The sequence below is a fragment of the Acinetobacter sp. HR7 genome, from assembly GCF_000773685.1.
GTDB classification, from domain to species: domain Bacteria; phylum Pseudomonadota; class Gammaproteobacteria; order Pseudomonadales; family Moraxellaceae; genus Acinetobacter; species Acinetobacter thermotolerans.
Window position 1 is genome coordinate 1 of the sequence record NZ_JPQO01000008.1, and the last position, 16,620, is coordinate 16,620.

The 16,620-nt window shown below is 42.1% G+C and carries 16 protein-coding genes and 1 riboswitch; of the genes, 10 read left to right on the plus strand and 6 right to left on the minus strand.

Going from position 1 to position 16,620, the window contains the following annotated elements; genetic code table 11:
• The first annotated feature begins 389 nt into the window (after positions 1–389).
• From GW12_RS00580 to GW12_RS00590, 3 genes are all read left to right on the plus strand, one after another.
• Positions 390–1,280, plus strand: coding sequence for a sulfite exporter TauE/SafE family protein (locus GW12_RS00580; protein WP_034582062.1), 891 nt, complete (start codon positions 390–392; stop codon positions 1,278–1,280).
• A 126-nt stretch (positions 1,281–1,406) separates the two neighbouring features.
• Entirely contained in the window at positions 1,407–2,498 is a 1,092-nt protein-coding gene (locus tag GW12_RS00585) for a 3-deoxy-7-phosphoheptulonate synthase (protein ID WP_152598505.1), read from the plus strand.
• 63 nt (positions 2,499–2,561) lie between these two features.
• On the plus strand, positions 2,562–3,086 hold the full coding sequence (locus GW12_RS00590; protein ID WP_034582094.1) for a protein tyrosine phosphatase family protein: 525 nt from the start codon (positions 2,562–2,564) through the stop codon (positions 3,084–3,086).
• On the opposite strand, the gene ispF is transcribed toward GW12_RS00590, so the two are convergent.
• Positions 3,074–3,562, minus strand: coding sequence for a 2-C-methyl-D-erythritol 2,4-cyclodiphosphate synthase (ispF, locus tag GW12_RS00595; protein WP_034582065.1), 489 nt, complete (start codon positions 3,560–3,562; stop codon positions 3,074–3,076). The two genes, GW12_RS00590 and ispF, sit on opposite strands and share 13 nt — an antisense overlap.
• A 99-nt stretch (positions 3,563–3,661) precedes the next feature.
• Here ispF and GW12_RS00600 point away from each other — a divergent pair, with 99 nt between their 5' ends.
• A complete protein-coding gene (locus GW12_RS00600; protein WP_034582068.1) occupies positions 3,662–4,312 on the plus strand; it encodes a hypothetical protein in 651 nt (216 codons plus the stop codon).
• A gap of 44 nt (positions 4,313–4,356) precedes the next feature.
• Here the strand turns inward: GW12_RS00600 and GW12_RS00605 are convergent, their stop codons facing one another.
• From GW12_RS00605 to GW12_RS00625, 5 genes are all read right to left on the minus strand, one after another.
• Complete coding sequence (locus GW12_RS00605; RefSeq protein ID WP_034582069.1) at positions 4,357–5,607, minus strand: D-amino acid dehydrogenase; 1,251 nt, start codon at positions 5,605–5,607, stop codon at positions 4,357–4,359.
• Positions 5,608–5,736: 129 nt separating this feature from the next.
• Positions 5,737–5,824: riboswitch (glycine riboswitch) on the minus strand.
• A 162-nt stretch (positions 5,825–5,986) separates the two neighbouring features.
• Complete coding sequence (locus tag GW12_RS00610; protein ID WP_034582072.1) at positions 5,987–6,895, minus strand: AEC family transporter; 909 nt, start codon at positions 6,893–6,895, stop codon at positions 5,987–5,989.
• A 350-nt stretch (positions 6,896–7,245) separates the two neighbouring features.
• A complete protein-coding gene (gene aroC, locus GW12_RS00615; RefSeq protein ID WP_034582074.1) occupies positions 7,246–8,340 on the minus strand; it encodes a chorismate synthase in 1,095 nt (364 codons plus the stop codon).
• A gap of 13 nt (positions 8,341–8,353) precedes the next feature.
• Positions 8,354–9,364, minus strand: a complete 1,011-nt coding sequence (gene prmB / locus GW12_RS00620; protein ID WP_034582076.1) for a 50S ribosomal protein L3 N(5)-glutamine methyltransferase — start codon at positions 9,362–9,364, stop codon at positions 8,354–8,356.
• 320 nt (positions 9,365–9,684) lie between these two features.
• On the minus strand, positions 9,685–10,068 hold the full coding sequence (locus GW12_RS00625) for a hypothetical protein (protein WP_034582079.1): 384 nt from the start codon (positions 10,066–10,068) through the stop codon (positions 9,685–9,687).
• 453 nt (positions 10,069–10,521) lie between these two features.
• Here GW12_RS00625 and GW12_RS00630 point away from each other — a divergent pair, with 453 nt between their 5' ends.
• The 6 genes from GW12_RS00630 (at position 10,522) to GW12_RS00655 (ending at position 16,505) form a co-directional block, all read left to right on the plus strand.
• Positions 10,522–10,830, plus strand: coding sequence for a hypothetical protein (locus tag GW12_RS00630; protein ID WP_034582082.1), 309 nt, complete (start codon positions 10,522–10,524; stop codon positions 10,828–10,830).
• A gap of 141 nt (positions 10,831–10,971) precedes the next feature.
• Complete coding sequence (locus GW12_RS00635) at positions 10,972–12,345, plus strand: AarF/ABC1/UbiB kinase family protein (RefSeq protein ID WP_034582084.1); 1,374 nt, start codon at positions 10,972–10,974, stop codon at positions 12,343–12,345.
• Positions 12,346–12,593: 248 nt separating this feature from the next.
• Entirely contained in the window at positions 12,594–13,889 is a 1,296-nt protein-coding gene (locus GW12_RS00640; protein ID WP_034582085.1) for an acyl-CoA dehydrogenase family protein, read from the plus strand.
• Between the two features lie 31 nt (positions 13,890–13,920).
• Positions 13,921–15,120 (plus strand): acyl-CoA dehydrogenase family protein, encoded by a 1,200-nt coding sequence (locus tag GW12_RS00645; RefSeq protein WP_034582087.1) that lies wholly within the window; start codon positions 13,921–13,923, stop codon positions 15,118–15,120.
• 112 nt (positions 15,121–15,232) lie between these two features.
• Positions 15,233–15,721 carry a GNAT family N-acetyltransferase gene (locus GW12_RS00650; protein ID WP_034582089.1) on the plus strand — a complete coding sequence of 163 codons (489 nt, stop codon included), beginning with the start codon at positions 15,233–15,235 and terminating at the stop codon, positions 15,719–15,721.
• Positions 15,722–15,971: 250 nt separating this feature from the next.
• Complete coding sequence (locus tag GW12_RS00655) at positions 15,972–16,505, plus strand: lytic transglycosylase domain-containing protein (protein WP_227504110.1); 534 nt, start codon at positions 15,972–15,974, stop codon at positions 16,503–16,505.
• The last annotated feature ends 115 nt before the right edge of the window (positions 16,506–16,620 follow it).

Below are 16,620 nucleotides of genomic sequence, written 5' to 3' on the forward strand. Positions count from 1 at the left end.
ACACCTAACTTTTTCAACTAACTACAAATGTGTCGCACTTGGGATTTGAATCTGCGAAATTAAAGCTTTCTCTAAAGATTCATTAAATTTTTTGCAGAAATCATCCAAAATACAAAATAATTCGGTAATATGATCCATTGAGAAGCCTTGTTTTATAACATTTTGTCTTGAGAACCAATATGTTACAAAAACAGGGCTTTTTTTCTACTCTTTTTTTATATCGAACTCAGGTTATATATAAAGCCCTTCAGGCCCATCCAAACCTTCATTTAATAAACTCTTATTCACGCTCTTTATCTCTTTTTTGCATAAGCAAATCACTAATCAAGACAACTACTTATCTTTAAAAGTCATAAGATATGCTCGTTTTTCGATATTGGCATATATAGATGTTAGGTCCGATTGAATTTATTTTGGCTGGTGTTTTGGTAGGTTTTTGTGTGGGGATTACCGGTGTTGGTGGCGGTTCATTAATGACCCCGATTCTGATTACCCTGCTCAAGGTTGAACCACACATTGCCATTGGTACTGACCTGCTCTACGCCGCTATTTCCAAATTCTGTGGCTCGCTAGTGCATGCCAAAAAAATGAACATTGTCTGGCCGATTGTGATCTGGCTTGCGGTCGGTAGTATTCCAGCATCATTAATCACCCATTGGGTACTGGAAAATTACCTCAGCCAATCCACTCACTATAAAGCTGTACTGACTATGGTGCTGGGCTTTATGCTGACCCTGACTGGTGTATCTATTATTTTTCGCAGTTCAGTTGAAAAATTCTTCAATAAATACCGTAAAAATGAACTGCCAGATATGACTAAGGATCTGGTCAAAGTTGATTTTAAATCAGGCAAAAAACGCGCACTGATTATTATCATGGGTGTAGTGTTAGGTGTATTTGTTACCCTATCCTCTGTAGGAGCCGGTGCATTTGGTGTAATGGCCCTAATCCTGCTGTTCCCGAATCTGCCAATGATCCGTATTATCGGTTCGGACGTAGTGCATGCGGTACTTCTAACTTTAGTCGCAGGCTTGGGCCACATGAGTGCAGGTAATGTAGACTTTACCCTACTCGGCTGGTTGCTCATGGGTTCGATTCCTGCCATTGTGATTGGTACGTTGATCAGTTCACGTATGCCAGAAAAATTAATCCGTAAAATTCTAGGGATTACCTTGTTCTGCTTAGGGCTGAATTTTATCCTGCATCCAGTAAAATCAAAACCTGCTCAACCGACCCAACCGGCGGTCACAGCACCGATGGAAAAAACCCAGTCTGTTTAAACTAAATTACGGATTCATCACTTTTTTTTCAAAGATTTATTCATCTTTTTTATAACAAAGTGACGCATCATTCATGTTATATTCAGACTAGTAAACAACCTTTGTATGATCGAACCAGTGACGGCAATGAATACACAACAGTCAAAACCTATCTCAGCATCAGATATTGATGATGTGAATATCCAAAGCATTATTCCTCTTGTGACGCCTGCTCAATTAAAAGCAGAATTACCTTTGACTGAAAATGCTTATCAAACCGTACTGAAAGGTCGTGAAACCATCCGTAACATTCTGGATGGCAAAGACAAGCGTCTGTTTGTCGTGATTGGTCCATGCTCTATCCATGATCCTGAAGCTGCCAAAGAATATGCTGATCGCCTGAAAGCACTGAGCGAAAAAGTTAAAGACAGCCTGTATCTGGTGATGCGTGTTTATTTTGAAAAACCACGTACAACTATTGGTTGGAAAGGTCTGATCAATGACCCCGATATGAATGACTCATTCGACATCGAGAAAGGTCTGCGTATTGGCCGTAAACTACTCCTTGAGCTGAATGAAAAAGGTCTGCCATGTGCGACTGAAGCACTAGATCCAAACTCACCACAATATTACCAAGACCTGATTTCATGGTCAGCAATCGGTGCACGTACCACTGAAAGCCAGACTCACCGTGAAATGTCTTCTGGCCTGTCTTCACCAGTGGGCTTTAAAAATGGTACTGATGGCGGTTTAACTGTTGCAACTAATGCGATGCAATCTGTGAAACATGGCCATAGCTTCCTGGGTCTAAACGACCAAGGTCAAGTCTCTGTGATTCGTACTTCTGGTAACCCGTATGCACACGTGGTACTGCGTGGTGGTAATGGCAAGCCGAACTACGATGCAGGCTCAGTACAAGAAGCTGAAGCAGCATTGGCGAAGGCGAAAGTCAGCACCAAGATCATGATTGACACCAGCCATGCCAACTCAAACAAAGACCCGTACCTGCAACCACTTGTTCTAAAAAATATTACAGAACAAATTATTGATGGAAATAAGTCAATTGTTGGTATCATGGTAGAAAGTCACTTGAAAGGTGGTCGTCAGGATATCCCTGCTAACCTGTGTGATCTGGAATACGGTAAATCAGTGACTGATGGCTGTATCGACTGGGAAACCACCGAAAAAGCATTGCTTGAAATGCACGAGGCGTTAAAAGACGTTTTACCAAATCGCTAAGCGATTGATCAAAATGCCATCGTCAAGATGGCGTTTTTATTTCTAGAAAAGGAAAATGATCTGATGAATGAAATTGAAACAGCGCTTAGTCAAATCAATAATTTTCAATTCGTGCATGAGCACCTGTTTACCTCTGGCCAGCCTACTGCTGAAGAACTGCAGCTGATCAAGGAATACGGCGTTTCCACTGTCATCAATGTCGCACTGACTGATGCAGAACCGCATCTGGAGCATGAAGATAAAGTTTGCCTAGAGCTGGGTCTCAATTACATTCAACTACCCATTTCCTGGGAAATGCCCTCAGATGAACAATGCCTGCTGATCTTGGATATGATTGATCATCTGGTACAGCAGCAAATGGTCTGGGTACACTGCAGCCAGAACCGTCATGTCAGCAGCCTAATCTATTTATATCGTCAGTATTATATGAATATGGACATGCCCACGGCGCAGGAATTGCTGCATCAGGTCTGGGAACCAAATGACACCTGGACAGGCCTGATTCATGCCGTTGCCCTACAGCTGCAAGGCCGTAAAGCAACAGAAGAAATTAAAATGGCGATGATCAATCCTGATCACTTCGCGTGAGAGATCAGTACTGTCGCCATTGCCATAATCCCTTCCTGACGTCCGGTAAAGCCCAGCTTTTCAGTTGTTGTTGCCTTAATACTGATCTGGGTCACATCCACATCCATCACATCCGCAATGCTTTGACGCATATCCAGATTGTAACGTGCCAGTTTTGGACGTTCACATGCCACAGTGATGTCAGCATTATTCAGCACATAACCACGATCCAGAATCAGCTGATAAACATGCTTGAGCAATACACGGCTATCCGCACCTTTAAATTGTGGATCAGTATCCGGAAAATGCTGGCCAATATCTCCTAGCGCCAATGCACCCAGCAATGCATCACACAGGGCATGTAGAACCACATCACCATCAGAATGCGCTTTGAGTCCATGCGTGTGCGGAATTTTCACACCTGCCAGCGTGACAAATTCACCTTCTTCAAATGCATGCACATCCAGGCCCTGACCAATACGAATTTGCGCAACCACTGTTTTAATCCTTAGAAATAACCAATTGAAATCTTGTACACTTCGTTTCTATTTCGCTATAGTTAGACCAAGCGTAACACAGTGAAAGTATAAGCGATCATGCTGCTGAAAACTGATATAAATAAGATGAAAATCCTTGGTCTGATGCTAGGTCTGGGTACTTTGGCAACAGGTGCTTTTGCTTCTACACAGCCTTTGGACTGTTCCAATAAAAATAAGAGCAATGCCACGATTTGTTCCGTAAGCTTTGAAGAAACCCGCAAGAGCCTTGCCAACCAGTATCTCACTGCTTACCTGATTACCGATGCACCACTCAGTATTGTAGAAGATACCCATCAACTGTGGTTAAACCGCTTACAACAATGCAAAACAGTCGACTGTTATAAACAACAATTTGATAGCCGCCTAGATGACCTGAACATCTTTATTTCTTTAAACCAGAGCCTGACCCAACATTATTTAAAGTTTGAAGATGGCCAGATCGCCAAACAGCCCGTACATCTGAAAATTCACCAGCTGACCAAAGACCGGATCAAGATTGAAGGCATTGCCTATCGCAATCCGAATAACCGCGTCGAAACCCAGACCATTCCATTTCTGGCCTATACCACGCCGGATGCTAAAAGTGAAATCACCGATAATGAACACGACTGCAAATATGAATTTCAGTATACGAAGGCGATTCTCTTGATCAAGACCCAACAAAAAGGCTGTGAACGTTTTAGTGGTGTGTACCGGCTTTATGACTAATCCCAATAAAAAAGACCATCTTCTGATGGTCTTTTTTATAGATCTCATTCATTGACTGGATAGGCTTGTGCCACTTGCTGGCTAATCATGGCTGCTGTTGCTGCCGATAACGTCCAGCCTAAATGGCCATGTCCGGTATTGTAAAATACCCGCTCACCTTTGCCACGGCGCACGACCGGCATCATGTTTGGCATCATTGGCCTTAACCCTGCCCAAGGAATCACATGCTCAGTCGAGATATTAAAATTCCGATGGGCCCAGTCAATCAACGGTTGAATCCGGTCAGCACGAATGTCACGGTTATAGCCATTAAACTCGGCTGTTCCGGCAATTCTCAAGCGGTCTTTACCCAACCGTGAAAGGACAATCTTGGCACTTTCATCCAGCAGACTGACCCAGGGTGCATTTTGTTGGCTTTGCTCATCATTTAGCATCACCGTGATGGAATAGCCTTTGACCGGATAGACATTCACCCGATCACCCAACAGATAAGATAACTGATAACTCCCCACTCCCGCACAGACGACAATTGCATCTGCCTGGAGTTCTAAACGCTCGTCTGGATTGGCACGCATATTTTCACTACTTGGTGCACAGGTGATGCGAATATAGGCATCATTTTGCTCTACAGACTGTACATTCTGACCAAATAAAAACAGTACGCCTTTGTCTCTACAGACTTTGGTTAGTCCAGTCGTAAATTTATGAATATCGCCAGTCGCATCACTTTGAGAATAAAAGCCTGCATAATAATTTCCGGTTAAAGTCGGTTCAATCTGCTTAATCTCTGCATTAGAAATTGCATGCCGTTCCAATCCTCCGCTACAGAGCAAATCATTAACTTTAATTGCGATCTTATAATCCTGTTCGGTATGATAAAAATGCAGGATGCCACGTTTTTCCAGATTAAACTCAATCTTTTCAATTTCAGCGATTTCAAATAACCGTTTACGCGCGAGCAAAGCCATCCGTACCGTTTCCCGCGTATTGGCTTCATAGTGTTTGATATGCCCCATAAATTCCATCAGCCAACCATATTTATGCAGGCTAAAAGACGGGTTGAGCAGTAAAGGCGCCGTTTTCTGCGACATCCATTTCAAGCCTTTCAGTACTGTGGCTTTCTGATTCCAGACTTCGGCATTACAGGCAGAAAGTTGCCCCCCATTGGCAAAAGATGTTTCCATAGCAGGATAAAGATGCTGGTCGACCACAGTCACCTGATAACCGAACAAAGCCAGCTCATAGGCTGTGGTTACACCGGTAATACCCGCCCCGATCACAATCACATGACGCATAGACATCTCCTTTTATTATGATGTCCGCCCCATCTGTCATAGGTACCTGAGAGCTTTGATTGCGATTCCGGGTCTCAAGATCGCAACCTTCCCCTTCGGTGAGTGATTTAACACTTCTCTCCAGAGCTTGGCATTATTACAGTCCTTTTGCCTGAGAGTTTCCGGGGTCGTTGCTCCTTCGGCGAATGCGTATGCATTTCTCTCCTGCAATAATGTGCATATCTGTTGTTTAGCAATTTATATACCATGCTATTACAGGTGGGTGACGAATTACTGTACAAAGTTGTAAAAAGAAAATAATTAAAAAATACTATTTTCAGAAATATTTATATTGCTTAGGCTATTTTATAAATTATAGAAAATGGCAGAGATTTTGCAATCAGATTAGAATAGTTAAAAGTATGGGTAATGTGACCCCTGCAGCCACTGTTTGTACACTAATCACTTTTGCCATTAATTCACTATCTCCACCCAAAACTTTAGTCAACACATAAGAAGCTGAAGCCGTAGGTAAGGCAAAAAATAGAACTAATACTTGTGTTGTTAAAGTTGAAATTCCAAGGACTTTGCATACACCTAATCCCAGCAACGGCATAAAAATTAAACGTCCAGTGGTACTCCAGATAATTCGCCATAAATCCAGATTGATTTGACCAAACTTTAAGGCTGCACCTACACACATCAAGCCCAGAGGCAAACTGCAAGCCGCCATCTGCTTCAGCAACTGATTCATGCCCTGCCAGATCCCTAAACCAGATAAGTTATATAGACCACCAACGAGACAACCTACAATTAAAGGATTTTTTATAAGAGAAATGAAAATTTTACCGATCTGCATATCAGCAGGTTTAGTGAATGCCAGTATAGAAACAATATTCACCACGGGTATCAGCAACACCATGATCACAGCAAAAATGGTCATTCCCGCCTGTCCAAACAAGGTACTAATTGCTGCAAGGCCGATATAGGTGTTAAAACGCAGAATGCTTTGGACATAGACCCCAAAGCGGGAAATACCGATGTGATAAATCGCTTTTAAACTATACAGTACGACACACACTAGCGCTGTGATCAGTAAAGAAACAAATAATACTTCCCGGATAATACTTATTTGAATCTGGGCAGAAGCCAGATTTAGAAACAGCATGATTGGAAACAGAATATAGTAATTGAGTTTTTCCGCTCCACTCCAGAATCCATCTGTTAACCATTGCTTTTGCTTCAACACATACCCCAAGGCAATTAGAGCAATCAGCGGAAAAAGCACAGTCAGGATGGTCTGAAGCATAAAATGTCTCGGGATAAAAAGTACTATCTACGAATGAAATACAGCATACATTAACTTTTAAAGGTTGGAATAAAAATAGTGGAAAAATCAATTAGCTAATAAAAGATGAATGGCTACTTTTCTATATTCATTAACTTCTAAAATTGTTCATCATTGACCAACAACCACAAAAATCTAGTCTAAGTAATAGAGCGGAATGACCCTAGAGTATTTCGAATGAATAGCCATTTAGGTGACAATATTCTGAACATTAGTAATTTGTGCTAAACGAATATGGTTATTTTTTATTGTATAAATAAAAAAGCCAGACCGAAATCTGACTCTCATTTTATTCACTTCGATAAAGCAAATTATTTTGGTTCAATCGGCTCAAACGGCGCAACCACATCAGCATTTTGCGCACGATGACGCATGAAATGATCCATTAACACAATTGCCAGCATCGCTTCAGCAATCGGCGTTGCACGTACACCTACGCAAGGGTCATGACGACCTTTGGTCAGTACATCAGTATCTTCACGGTTAATGGTAATGGTTTTACCCGGAGTGGTAATTGAAGCCGTTGGTTTTAGTGCAATCGAAACACGAATGTCCTGACCGCTCGAAATACCGCCCAAAATACCGCCCGCATGGTTCGCCAAAAAGCCTTGAGTGGTCAATTCATCACGGGTTTCATGACCAAACTGTTCCGCCACTGCAAAACCATCGCCAATTTCCACGCCTTTAACGGCGTTAATAGACATCATGGCATGGGCAATATCTGCATCTAAACGATCAAATACTGGTTCGCCCCAACCTACTGGTACTTTAGAGGCAATGATTTCCAGTTTTGCGCCACAGCTGGTTCCTTGTTCACGTAGAGAAGTTACCAGAGCTTCAAAACGTGGAACTGCATCCACATCGCCACAGAAGAACGGGTTGTTTGGCACTTCATTCCAGTCCAGCTTTTCCGCTTTTTCAGGACCGATTTGAGTGACATGACCGCGGATTTCGATACCAAATTTTTCAAACAGGAATTTCTTGGCAATTGCACCAGCAGCCACGCGCATTGCAGTTTCACGTGCGCTTGAACGACCACCACCACGGTAATCACGGAAACCATACTTTTGCGTATAGGTATAGTCCGCATGACCTGGACGAAAAGTTTGAGCGATATTACCGTAGTCTTTCGATTTTTGGTCGGTATTACGAATCAGCAAGCCGATTGGCGTACCTGTGGTTTTACCCTCAAAGACCCCAGAAATGATCTCAACTTGATCTGGTTCCTTACGCTGAGTCGCAAACTTGGATGTACCCGGCTTACGTCGATCCAGATCTTTTTGCAAATCAGCTTCAGACAGTTCAATCCCCGGTGGCACCCCATCAACGATGGCCATCAGGCCAACACCATGAGATTCACCACAAGTCGTTACACGGAAGAGTTGCCCTATACTATTACCTGCCATGTTTAACGACTCCTTATGAATTAACAGATTGAATAAATAAATCGCGGTATTGACGGCATTGTGCTGCAGTCAATGCAAAGATACCTGAACCACCGCGCTGGAATTGCAGCCAGTAGAAATCAACAGTATTGAAGTTCTGACGCATTGCCCATTCAGAATTACCCACTTCGATCACAATCAGACCATCTTTAGTCAGGTAATCTGCAGCCTGAGCCAGCATCTTACGTACCAGATCCAGACCATCCTGACCAGCAGCCAAAGCCATTTCAGGCTCATGCTGGAATTCATCTGGAAGATCTGCCATATCCTCAGCATCCACATACGGAGGATTAGACACGATCAGGTCATATTGATTTTCAGCTGGAATTTTTTCAAACAGATCCGATTCAAGCAATGCCACTTGATACTGTTTGTTGTGATGTTCACAGTTGATTTGTGCTACTTCTAACGCATCTTTAGATAAATCCGTTGCATCCACTTCCGCATCAGGGAAAGCATAAGCCAATGCAATCGCGATACAGCCTGAACCGGTACACATATCCAGAATACGCTGTGGTGTTTTTGGATTTGGATTTTCTGGCAGCTTATTCACTGCTGCGCCCATTTCACCATTTTCACCCAGGAAATATGGTGCAAAACGGTTTTCAATCAGCTCAACGATTGGCGAGCGTGGAATCAGTACACGCTCATCCACGTAAAACGGTTTGCCAAAGAAATATGCTAGGTTGAGTAGATAAGACGTCGGCATTCTTTCATTGATGCGACGTTCTAACAAATTTAAAAATTCTTCTTTTTCGCTTGGAAGCAGTTTCGAGTCCAGAATTTCCGGATCAGCATTCCAGTCCAGAGAAAGGGTTTGTAATACCAGTGCTGAACTCTCAGCAAAATAATCTTCTGTGCCTTGGCCCAAGTGCGCATCGTATTGACGTAATGCTGTAACACCAAAGCGAATAAAATCACGAATGGTTGTTAAATTTTCAGCGGCTTCCTGCAAATGTTCAGGGCTAATAGTCGGTCGATCCACTTAAGGCGTCTCCAGAGGTCATATTTTAAAACGCCTTATGATACCTTAGTTTCGCCTGCTTTTATAATGCTAAAACCATGAAAAATACGAAAACACAGCGGAGTTCACTGGCTTAAAAGCCATTCTTTAGACAGCTTTTGACCAGGTTAAAATCTCTAAAATCAACATCGCTAGACTGAGATAAAAATCAGAAAATAATGTTTACGATCAATCGATATTTAGCATTAGAGAAATGTATCAAAGTGAATATAGGACTGAATCAAAATCAGTTCAGGACATAGCTGCTCTAGTCGACAGCTTATGCCCATGTTTGAAAATGTTTATTTTTTAGCGACAAATGAACGCGATTGATAATAATTAGTCTGTTCCAACACCATCGATAGCTGACATTGTCCTTGCTGGATTTTAGTGTAATTCCCCGCGCGAATACGGCCACATTGTTGCTGAACTTTGCTTTCAAACATTTTGTGTTGATTCTTGATAATTGCCGCATTTTTGGCATTAATTTTCAGATAATTTTTATAACTCTTTTTCAAGACCTTTTTCTGTAATTTCAGTTCTTGGGCAATACACTTTTCAGTTTTATCCTTATTGCCATAAGTAAACTTCATACATTGCTGATATTCCTTGGAATAATCCTGTGCAGCATGAGCCTGAATTGCGACACCTGCCAGAACTGCGATCAATAGTGATCCAAAACGCATACATTCCCCTTTGCCAAACGGCTTGTACTCACAATCATCAATCATCGATTTTGTTTTAAGTTATGTTCTGATACTACCTGAGTCCAGAATAATATTCTAATCCTTTATCTCGACATAAGAGTATGAGAAAGAAGAATTATTTTTATGAATGAATTACTTTCGTGATTGAATTCACTCTTTTATTTTAAAAATTATTGTTAATTGCCCAAAACTAAAGAAAATCAAAGTACAGAGATTACCCAAATAGCCGATTATTCAATTGATCAGAAAATTAAAGGGAAAGTTCCATAATCTACCCTATTCATTCAATTTTTACAGATGACCTAACTTCATTTCTTTACAAAAAAATGAACTGAATAAACATTCATTTATCAATCTCAACTTGGTCAACTACCTTTAATTTTATATATTCGACTCCATTAATTGATTTATAAATCTCTTTTTGGATTTGCAATGAGTTACAAGCACAATAACCTGATGGCCATGCGTACTAATTACTGGAATGATGAACAGTCTCCGCATGTACAGCAGGAAAAAGCTTTCTTACAGGACCTTCTGGTTCAATCAGGCGTATTCCCTCAAGCCACACCAGACGATGCCCGTTATCTGTTCTTCTGCTTGCCAAGTATTATCATTGTGCGTGGCTATGCGGTCGGCTTCCAGCATGAATCTGTTCTAGGCCTGATCCAGAAATTCATTCAAACAAATATCCAACAGTTACAACAAAGAACTGAACTCAAAATCCATTATCAAATGCCTTAGCCTAACAGGCAGGCAGTTGCATCATCAGCTGTCAATGTTTAGCGGTATTTCAGCAGGTTAAACTTTTTTAATACGTGCAGACAGGTTAATATCCGCTAGAATAATTTATTCTGCTTTATGCTGGGAAAGGATTTACTCTACATGTCAGATCAGAACGATAAGCTCAAACAACTAAAAACTTCATCTATGGATCGACGCTTATCGATCGCCAAGGCATCCTTACTTGCAGGCACCCGTTGGGCGGCATCGAATGCGTCCTCAATGTTCTCTAGTGAAGAAGAAAAAGAGAAAAAACGCAAAAAGGCCATGAAAGAACAGGCGGACTATCTGGTTGCTGAAATCGGCAAACTGAAAGGCTCGATTGTGAAAATTGGCCAGATGATGGCCCTATATGGCGAACATTTTCTACCTGAAGAAATTACCCAAGCGCTAAATACCTTAAATAACCAGACTGTGGCCTTAGCTTGGCCTGCGATTAAAGCTCAACTACAAGCCCAACTCGGTTCTAAACTGGATGATCTCACTGTTGATCATGAACCCTTAGGTACAGCTTCACTGGCACAAGTCCATCGTGCACGTCGTAAGTCTGACGGCCTGGAACTGGTACTGAAGATTCAATATCCAGGTGTGGCAGACGCGATTGATTCAGACATGAGCCTGTTTAGAAACATGCTCAAGCTGACCCGCATGGTACCGCAAACCCGTGAATTTGATGAATGGTTCTATGAGGTCCGCGACATGATGCACCGTGAAGTAGACTATAAAATCGAAGCAGCAACCACACGTCGCTTTGGTCAGCGGTTGCAAAATGATTCACGCTATATCGTCCCAACCATTATTGATGATTACTCAACTGATCGCGTGCTGTGCATGACCTATGAACATGGCGTACCGATCAATAGCCCGGTGATGTTATCCCTGCCACAGGAACGTCGTAGCCGTCTTGGTGAAGCTTCACTGGAAATCGCGGTACGTGAAATCTTTGAATGGGGTGAGATGCAGACCGATCCAAACTTCGGCAACTATTTGGTTCGTCTGGGCAACGGTGCCGATATTGAAGATAAAATTGTCCTGCTCGACTTTGGCGCAATCCGTCAATTCGATGCCCATCTACTTAAAGTTGCACGTAACCTGATTGAAGCCGGCTATCACCATGATCCGGATATGATGGTACGTGCCATGACTGGTTATGAATTCTTTGATTCCATTCCACAGAGCATCAAACCGGATATGGCGAAGGTCTTCCTGCTAGCGACTGAAGCCTTCAGTTCGCCAATGAACAATAAAGACCTGCCTCCCGGTGTGATGGATGAATTTTATCGTTATGACTGGAAAAAAAGTCAACTGCATAGCCGTGTCATGCAACAGGCTTCTAAATCCATGGCCTCACGTTATTTCAGTGTACCACCTAAAGAATTTATGTTTATCAGCCGTAAATTTATCGGTGCCTATACCTTTATGACCGTAATCGAAGCCAAGACAGATGTGCGTTCCATGGTGAAACGTCATCTATAATCAACTAAATCCTGAATTTAGATTGACCTGAATGATTACTGTCATTCAGGTCAATTTTTTATCAGTAATCTTTTTTTAATTTTTAAATAATTCAATAAATTCAATAATATAAGTCATTTTCTTCCCTCTAAAATCGTCTTTATTTTTGACAATGTTTCATGTCATCTTTGACATGGTTTTTTTATCTGTAACCTGTCAGCATAGTTCGGAAAATATCTATAACAGTCAAAAATAAAAGGACAATCAACATGAGCAATATGGTGAACAAAGCCCAAGGAGTTGGCTTATCCATACTGACAAAAATTGCAGGTAGTGAATTGCTGGATCAATTCAAGCTACGTAAATTTGTCGAAAAGTCGCTATATCAAAGCTCAAAGGCTGGCTTTAAAACTCTGAGCAAAACCCAGAAATTGCTGAAATCAGGTCAGAAAATTGATAAACAGCGCCTGCCGAATCAAAGCAAGTCCATGTTTGATCTCAGCCTGAATGATGATCAGCGTATGACGGTAGATGCCATGGAACAGTTTGCTACTGATGTGCTTTATCCTTTGGCAAATGATGCGGATTACAATGAAACCTTTCCTGAACAGCTTTGGCAGCACAGCATTGATTTGGGACTAAATTTCTATGCCCTACCTGAAGCACTAGGTGGTGTTGCTGTAGAAAAAAATATCGTTAGTAATGTGCTGATCGCAGAACATCTAGCCAAAGGAGATTTCAGCCTAACTGCAGGCATGCTCTCTACATTTAGCGCAATCAATGCCATCACCCAATGGGGCTCTGAGCAGATCCAGTCCGATTATCTACCTTCTTTTGCTGAAGATGCTGCGATTCGTGCCACTTTTGCCGTACAGGAAAATACACCTGCATTTAATCCATTCCATCTGCAAACCCAAGCCACTGCAAATGGTAGCCAGTATCTGCTTAATGGTGAAAAAACCATGGTCATGTTGGCTGAAACTGCAGATCTTTATTTGATCAGTGCCATGAACAACGGTCAGCCGGATGTATTTGTGGTACAGCGTGATCCAAGTATTACCATCAAGAAATCCCCTGCCATGGGCCTAAAAGCCACTGAAACCGCGACTTTGTATTTCGAGAATACACCTGCACAGCGCTTGGGTGATGATGATTTTGATTATTCTGCCTTTATTGATTTGGGCAACCTAATGTGGTGTGCCATGGCAGTTGGTACCTGCGAAGCCGTGCGTAAATACTGTATCCAATATGCCAACGATCGTACAGCTTTTGGTGAACCAATTTCACATCGTCAAAGCGTAGCTTTCATGATTGCAGATATGGCAATTGAAACCGATGCTATGCGTATGCTGGTGCTGAATGCGGCTAGCCTGGCCGAAGCAGGACAACCTTTCCATCGCGAAGCCTATTTGGCGCGTCTGCTCTGTGCTGAAAAATCCATGAAAATTGGCACCGATGGCGTACAGATTCTTGGAGGTCATGGCTTTACCCGTGAGCATCCGGTAGAGCGCTGGTATCGTGACCTGCGCGCGACTGCAGTGGTACATAGTGGGCTACATGCCTGATTTCAGAAACGATGGATAAGGAATAACGATAATGAACTTACAGAATCCTAAAAAATTTAAGTTACTGATTGATCAGGCTCATGAAGTTGCACTGAATGTACTGCGTCCAATTTCACGCAAATATGACAAGGCAGAACATGCCTATCCGAAAGAACTGGATATGCTGGCTTCAGTGGTTGATGGCATGAATGCGGGCAGTGAAGGCATGAATGCTGGTGCTGCAGTGAATAAACGTGGCGATACCGACGATTCCAATAAAAATGGCGTAAACATGTCCACTGCTCTCAGTATCGTTGAAATGTGTTATGGCGATACCGGGCTATTACTGTCCATGCCACGTCAAGGCTTAGGTAACTCAGCAATTGCAGCAGTTGCAAATGATGAACAGCTAAAACGTTTTGACGGTATCTGGGCAGCCATGGCAATTACTGAACCGGGCTGTGGTTCCGACTCTGCTGCAATTCGTACCACCGCGACTAAAGATGGTGATGACTATATCCTGAATGGCGAGAAGATCTTTGTCACTTCGGGCGAACGTGCTGATGCTGTCGTGGCTTGGGCAACGCTAGATAAAAGTCTGGGACGTGCAGCAATCAAATCCTTTGTGGTGCTGAAAGGTACCCCAGGCATGAAAATTGAGCGTCTTGAGCACAAACTTGGTATCAAGGCATCGGATACTGCCGCGATCAGCTTTGTGGATTGCCGCGTTCCCGCATCGAACCTGCTGGGAAATGCCGAAATTGATGTCGCCAAAGGCTTTGCCGGGGTTATGGAAACCTTCGACAATACCCGTCCACTGGTTGCTGCCATGGCAATCGGCTGTTCTAAAGCCTCTCTAGAGCGCATTAAGGAAATCTTTAAGGACCAGCTCAATCCAAACTACAGTACGCCTTATCTACAAACTTCCAATATTGCTGCCCAGATTTACCGTATGGAAGCAGAATGGGAAGCAGCACGCCTGTTAATGCTGAAAGCAGCCTGGATGGCAGATAACCACAAACCAAACTCTCGTGAAGCTTCGATAGCCAAAGCTAAAGCTGGACGTATCGCCAATGAAATCACCTTAAAATGTGTCGAACTGGCGTCTTCTGTCGGCTATAACGAAACGGAGCTATTGGAAAAATGGGCACGTGATTCCAAGATTCTGGATATCTTTGAGGGTACCCAGCAGATCCAGCAATTGATCATCGCACGTCGTGAACTTGGTAAATCCTCTAGTGAACTGAAATAAGTTTCAGAATCCTCAAATTGAGAATTTTTTTTGTAGGATATGTAAGCGAAAAAGATGGATTTTTTACGGTTTTCTGACTATAAAATTTCCATCTTTTTTCACTTTATGACTTATGTATTCGATACGCTTAATCCAGCCAAAAGATAATCCTCAGATCGCCAAAATTATCCGTGAAGTTTCTGTTGAATTTGGTCTCGCTGCCGAATCCGGTTTTGCGGTAGGTGATTCAATTTTGGATAATTTGTATGAAGTATATGAGCAACCTAATGCTGCTTATTGGGTCATTGTAGATGAACAAGATCAAGTCTATGGAGGTGGTGGGATTGCACCTTTAAAAGGTGACCCTAGCATTCTGGAAATTCAAAAAATGTATTTCTTACCCGCCATTCGCCAACATGGCTTTGCTAAAAAGATTTTGAATGTAGCTTTTGACTTTGCCCGTCAGCAAAATTTCAAACGAATTTATCTGGAAACCACTAAAAGCCTTTGGCAAGCAGTAAAACTGTATGAAAAATTAGGCTTTAAACATCTAGACCAACCTGAAGGCAACACCGGACATAGTGAAGCTTGTGAAATCTGGATGCTTAAAACACTCGATTAAAATTTATTCAAGACGTTTTGAATCAGAAAAGTCCTAAATTTCTTTAGGGCTTTCTAATTGGAGACGAAATATCCAAAAACTTCATAAAGTCTTCACAATCCCTATGACTCATTTTTGTCTTTGTAAACAATTCATTTAATTTCTTGACCAATTTTATACATCTTCCTAAGATCAATCTAATTTTTAAATTCAGGGATGCTAAAAATTGTTCGGCACGTTTTCTGTCAAAAAATACACTTTATCTGGGGTAATAAATAAAACAATTTTTAAACTGGGGATAGTTAGTTTAAGTACTGTATTGGTCAGTGCCTGCTCATCTTTTGGCGGTAGCTCACTCGAGAAACGTTCTGTCAAACTAGCTCAAGGTATTCAAACAGCCTATGCCGTACCAGCGACCACGGCTCAACGTGTATCACCTTTAATTATTCAAAATGCAGACAAACACAATCTTGATCCATTACTCGTAGCTGCTGTCATTCGCCAAGAATCTACTTATCGCAGTCAAGTCTCTTCTCCAGCCGGTGCTGTAGGCCTCATGCAGGTGGTACCACGTTACTGGCAATCTACCTGTGGTAATGACCTATATAATGACGCAGTAAATATCGGATGCGGTAGCTATATCCTATCTCGCTATCATCAATCTAGTGGTAGTTTGGAAAAAGCACTAGGCTATTACAATGTCGGTCCAAATGCCTATGAAAATAACCGCAAAATGCGTAAACAAGGTAAAAAGTATGCGAAACAGGTTTTAAGCCATAAGAAAAAGTTAAAAAGTTCGCTATGAATTATTAGGTATCCAAAAAAACCAGCCTTGTGCTGGTTTTTTATTGAATAATATAAACGCATGCACAAAAAACACCCCCTGACCCAATCGGGGGGAGGTTTTTGCGCATGCGTTT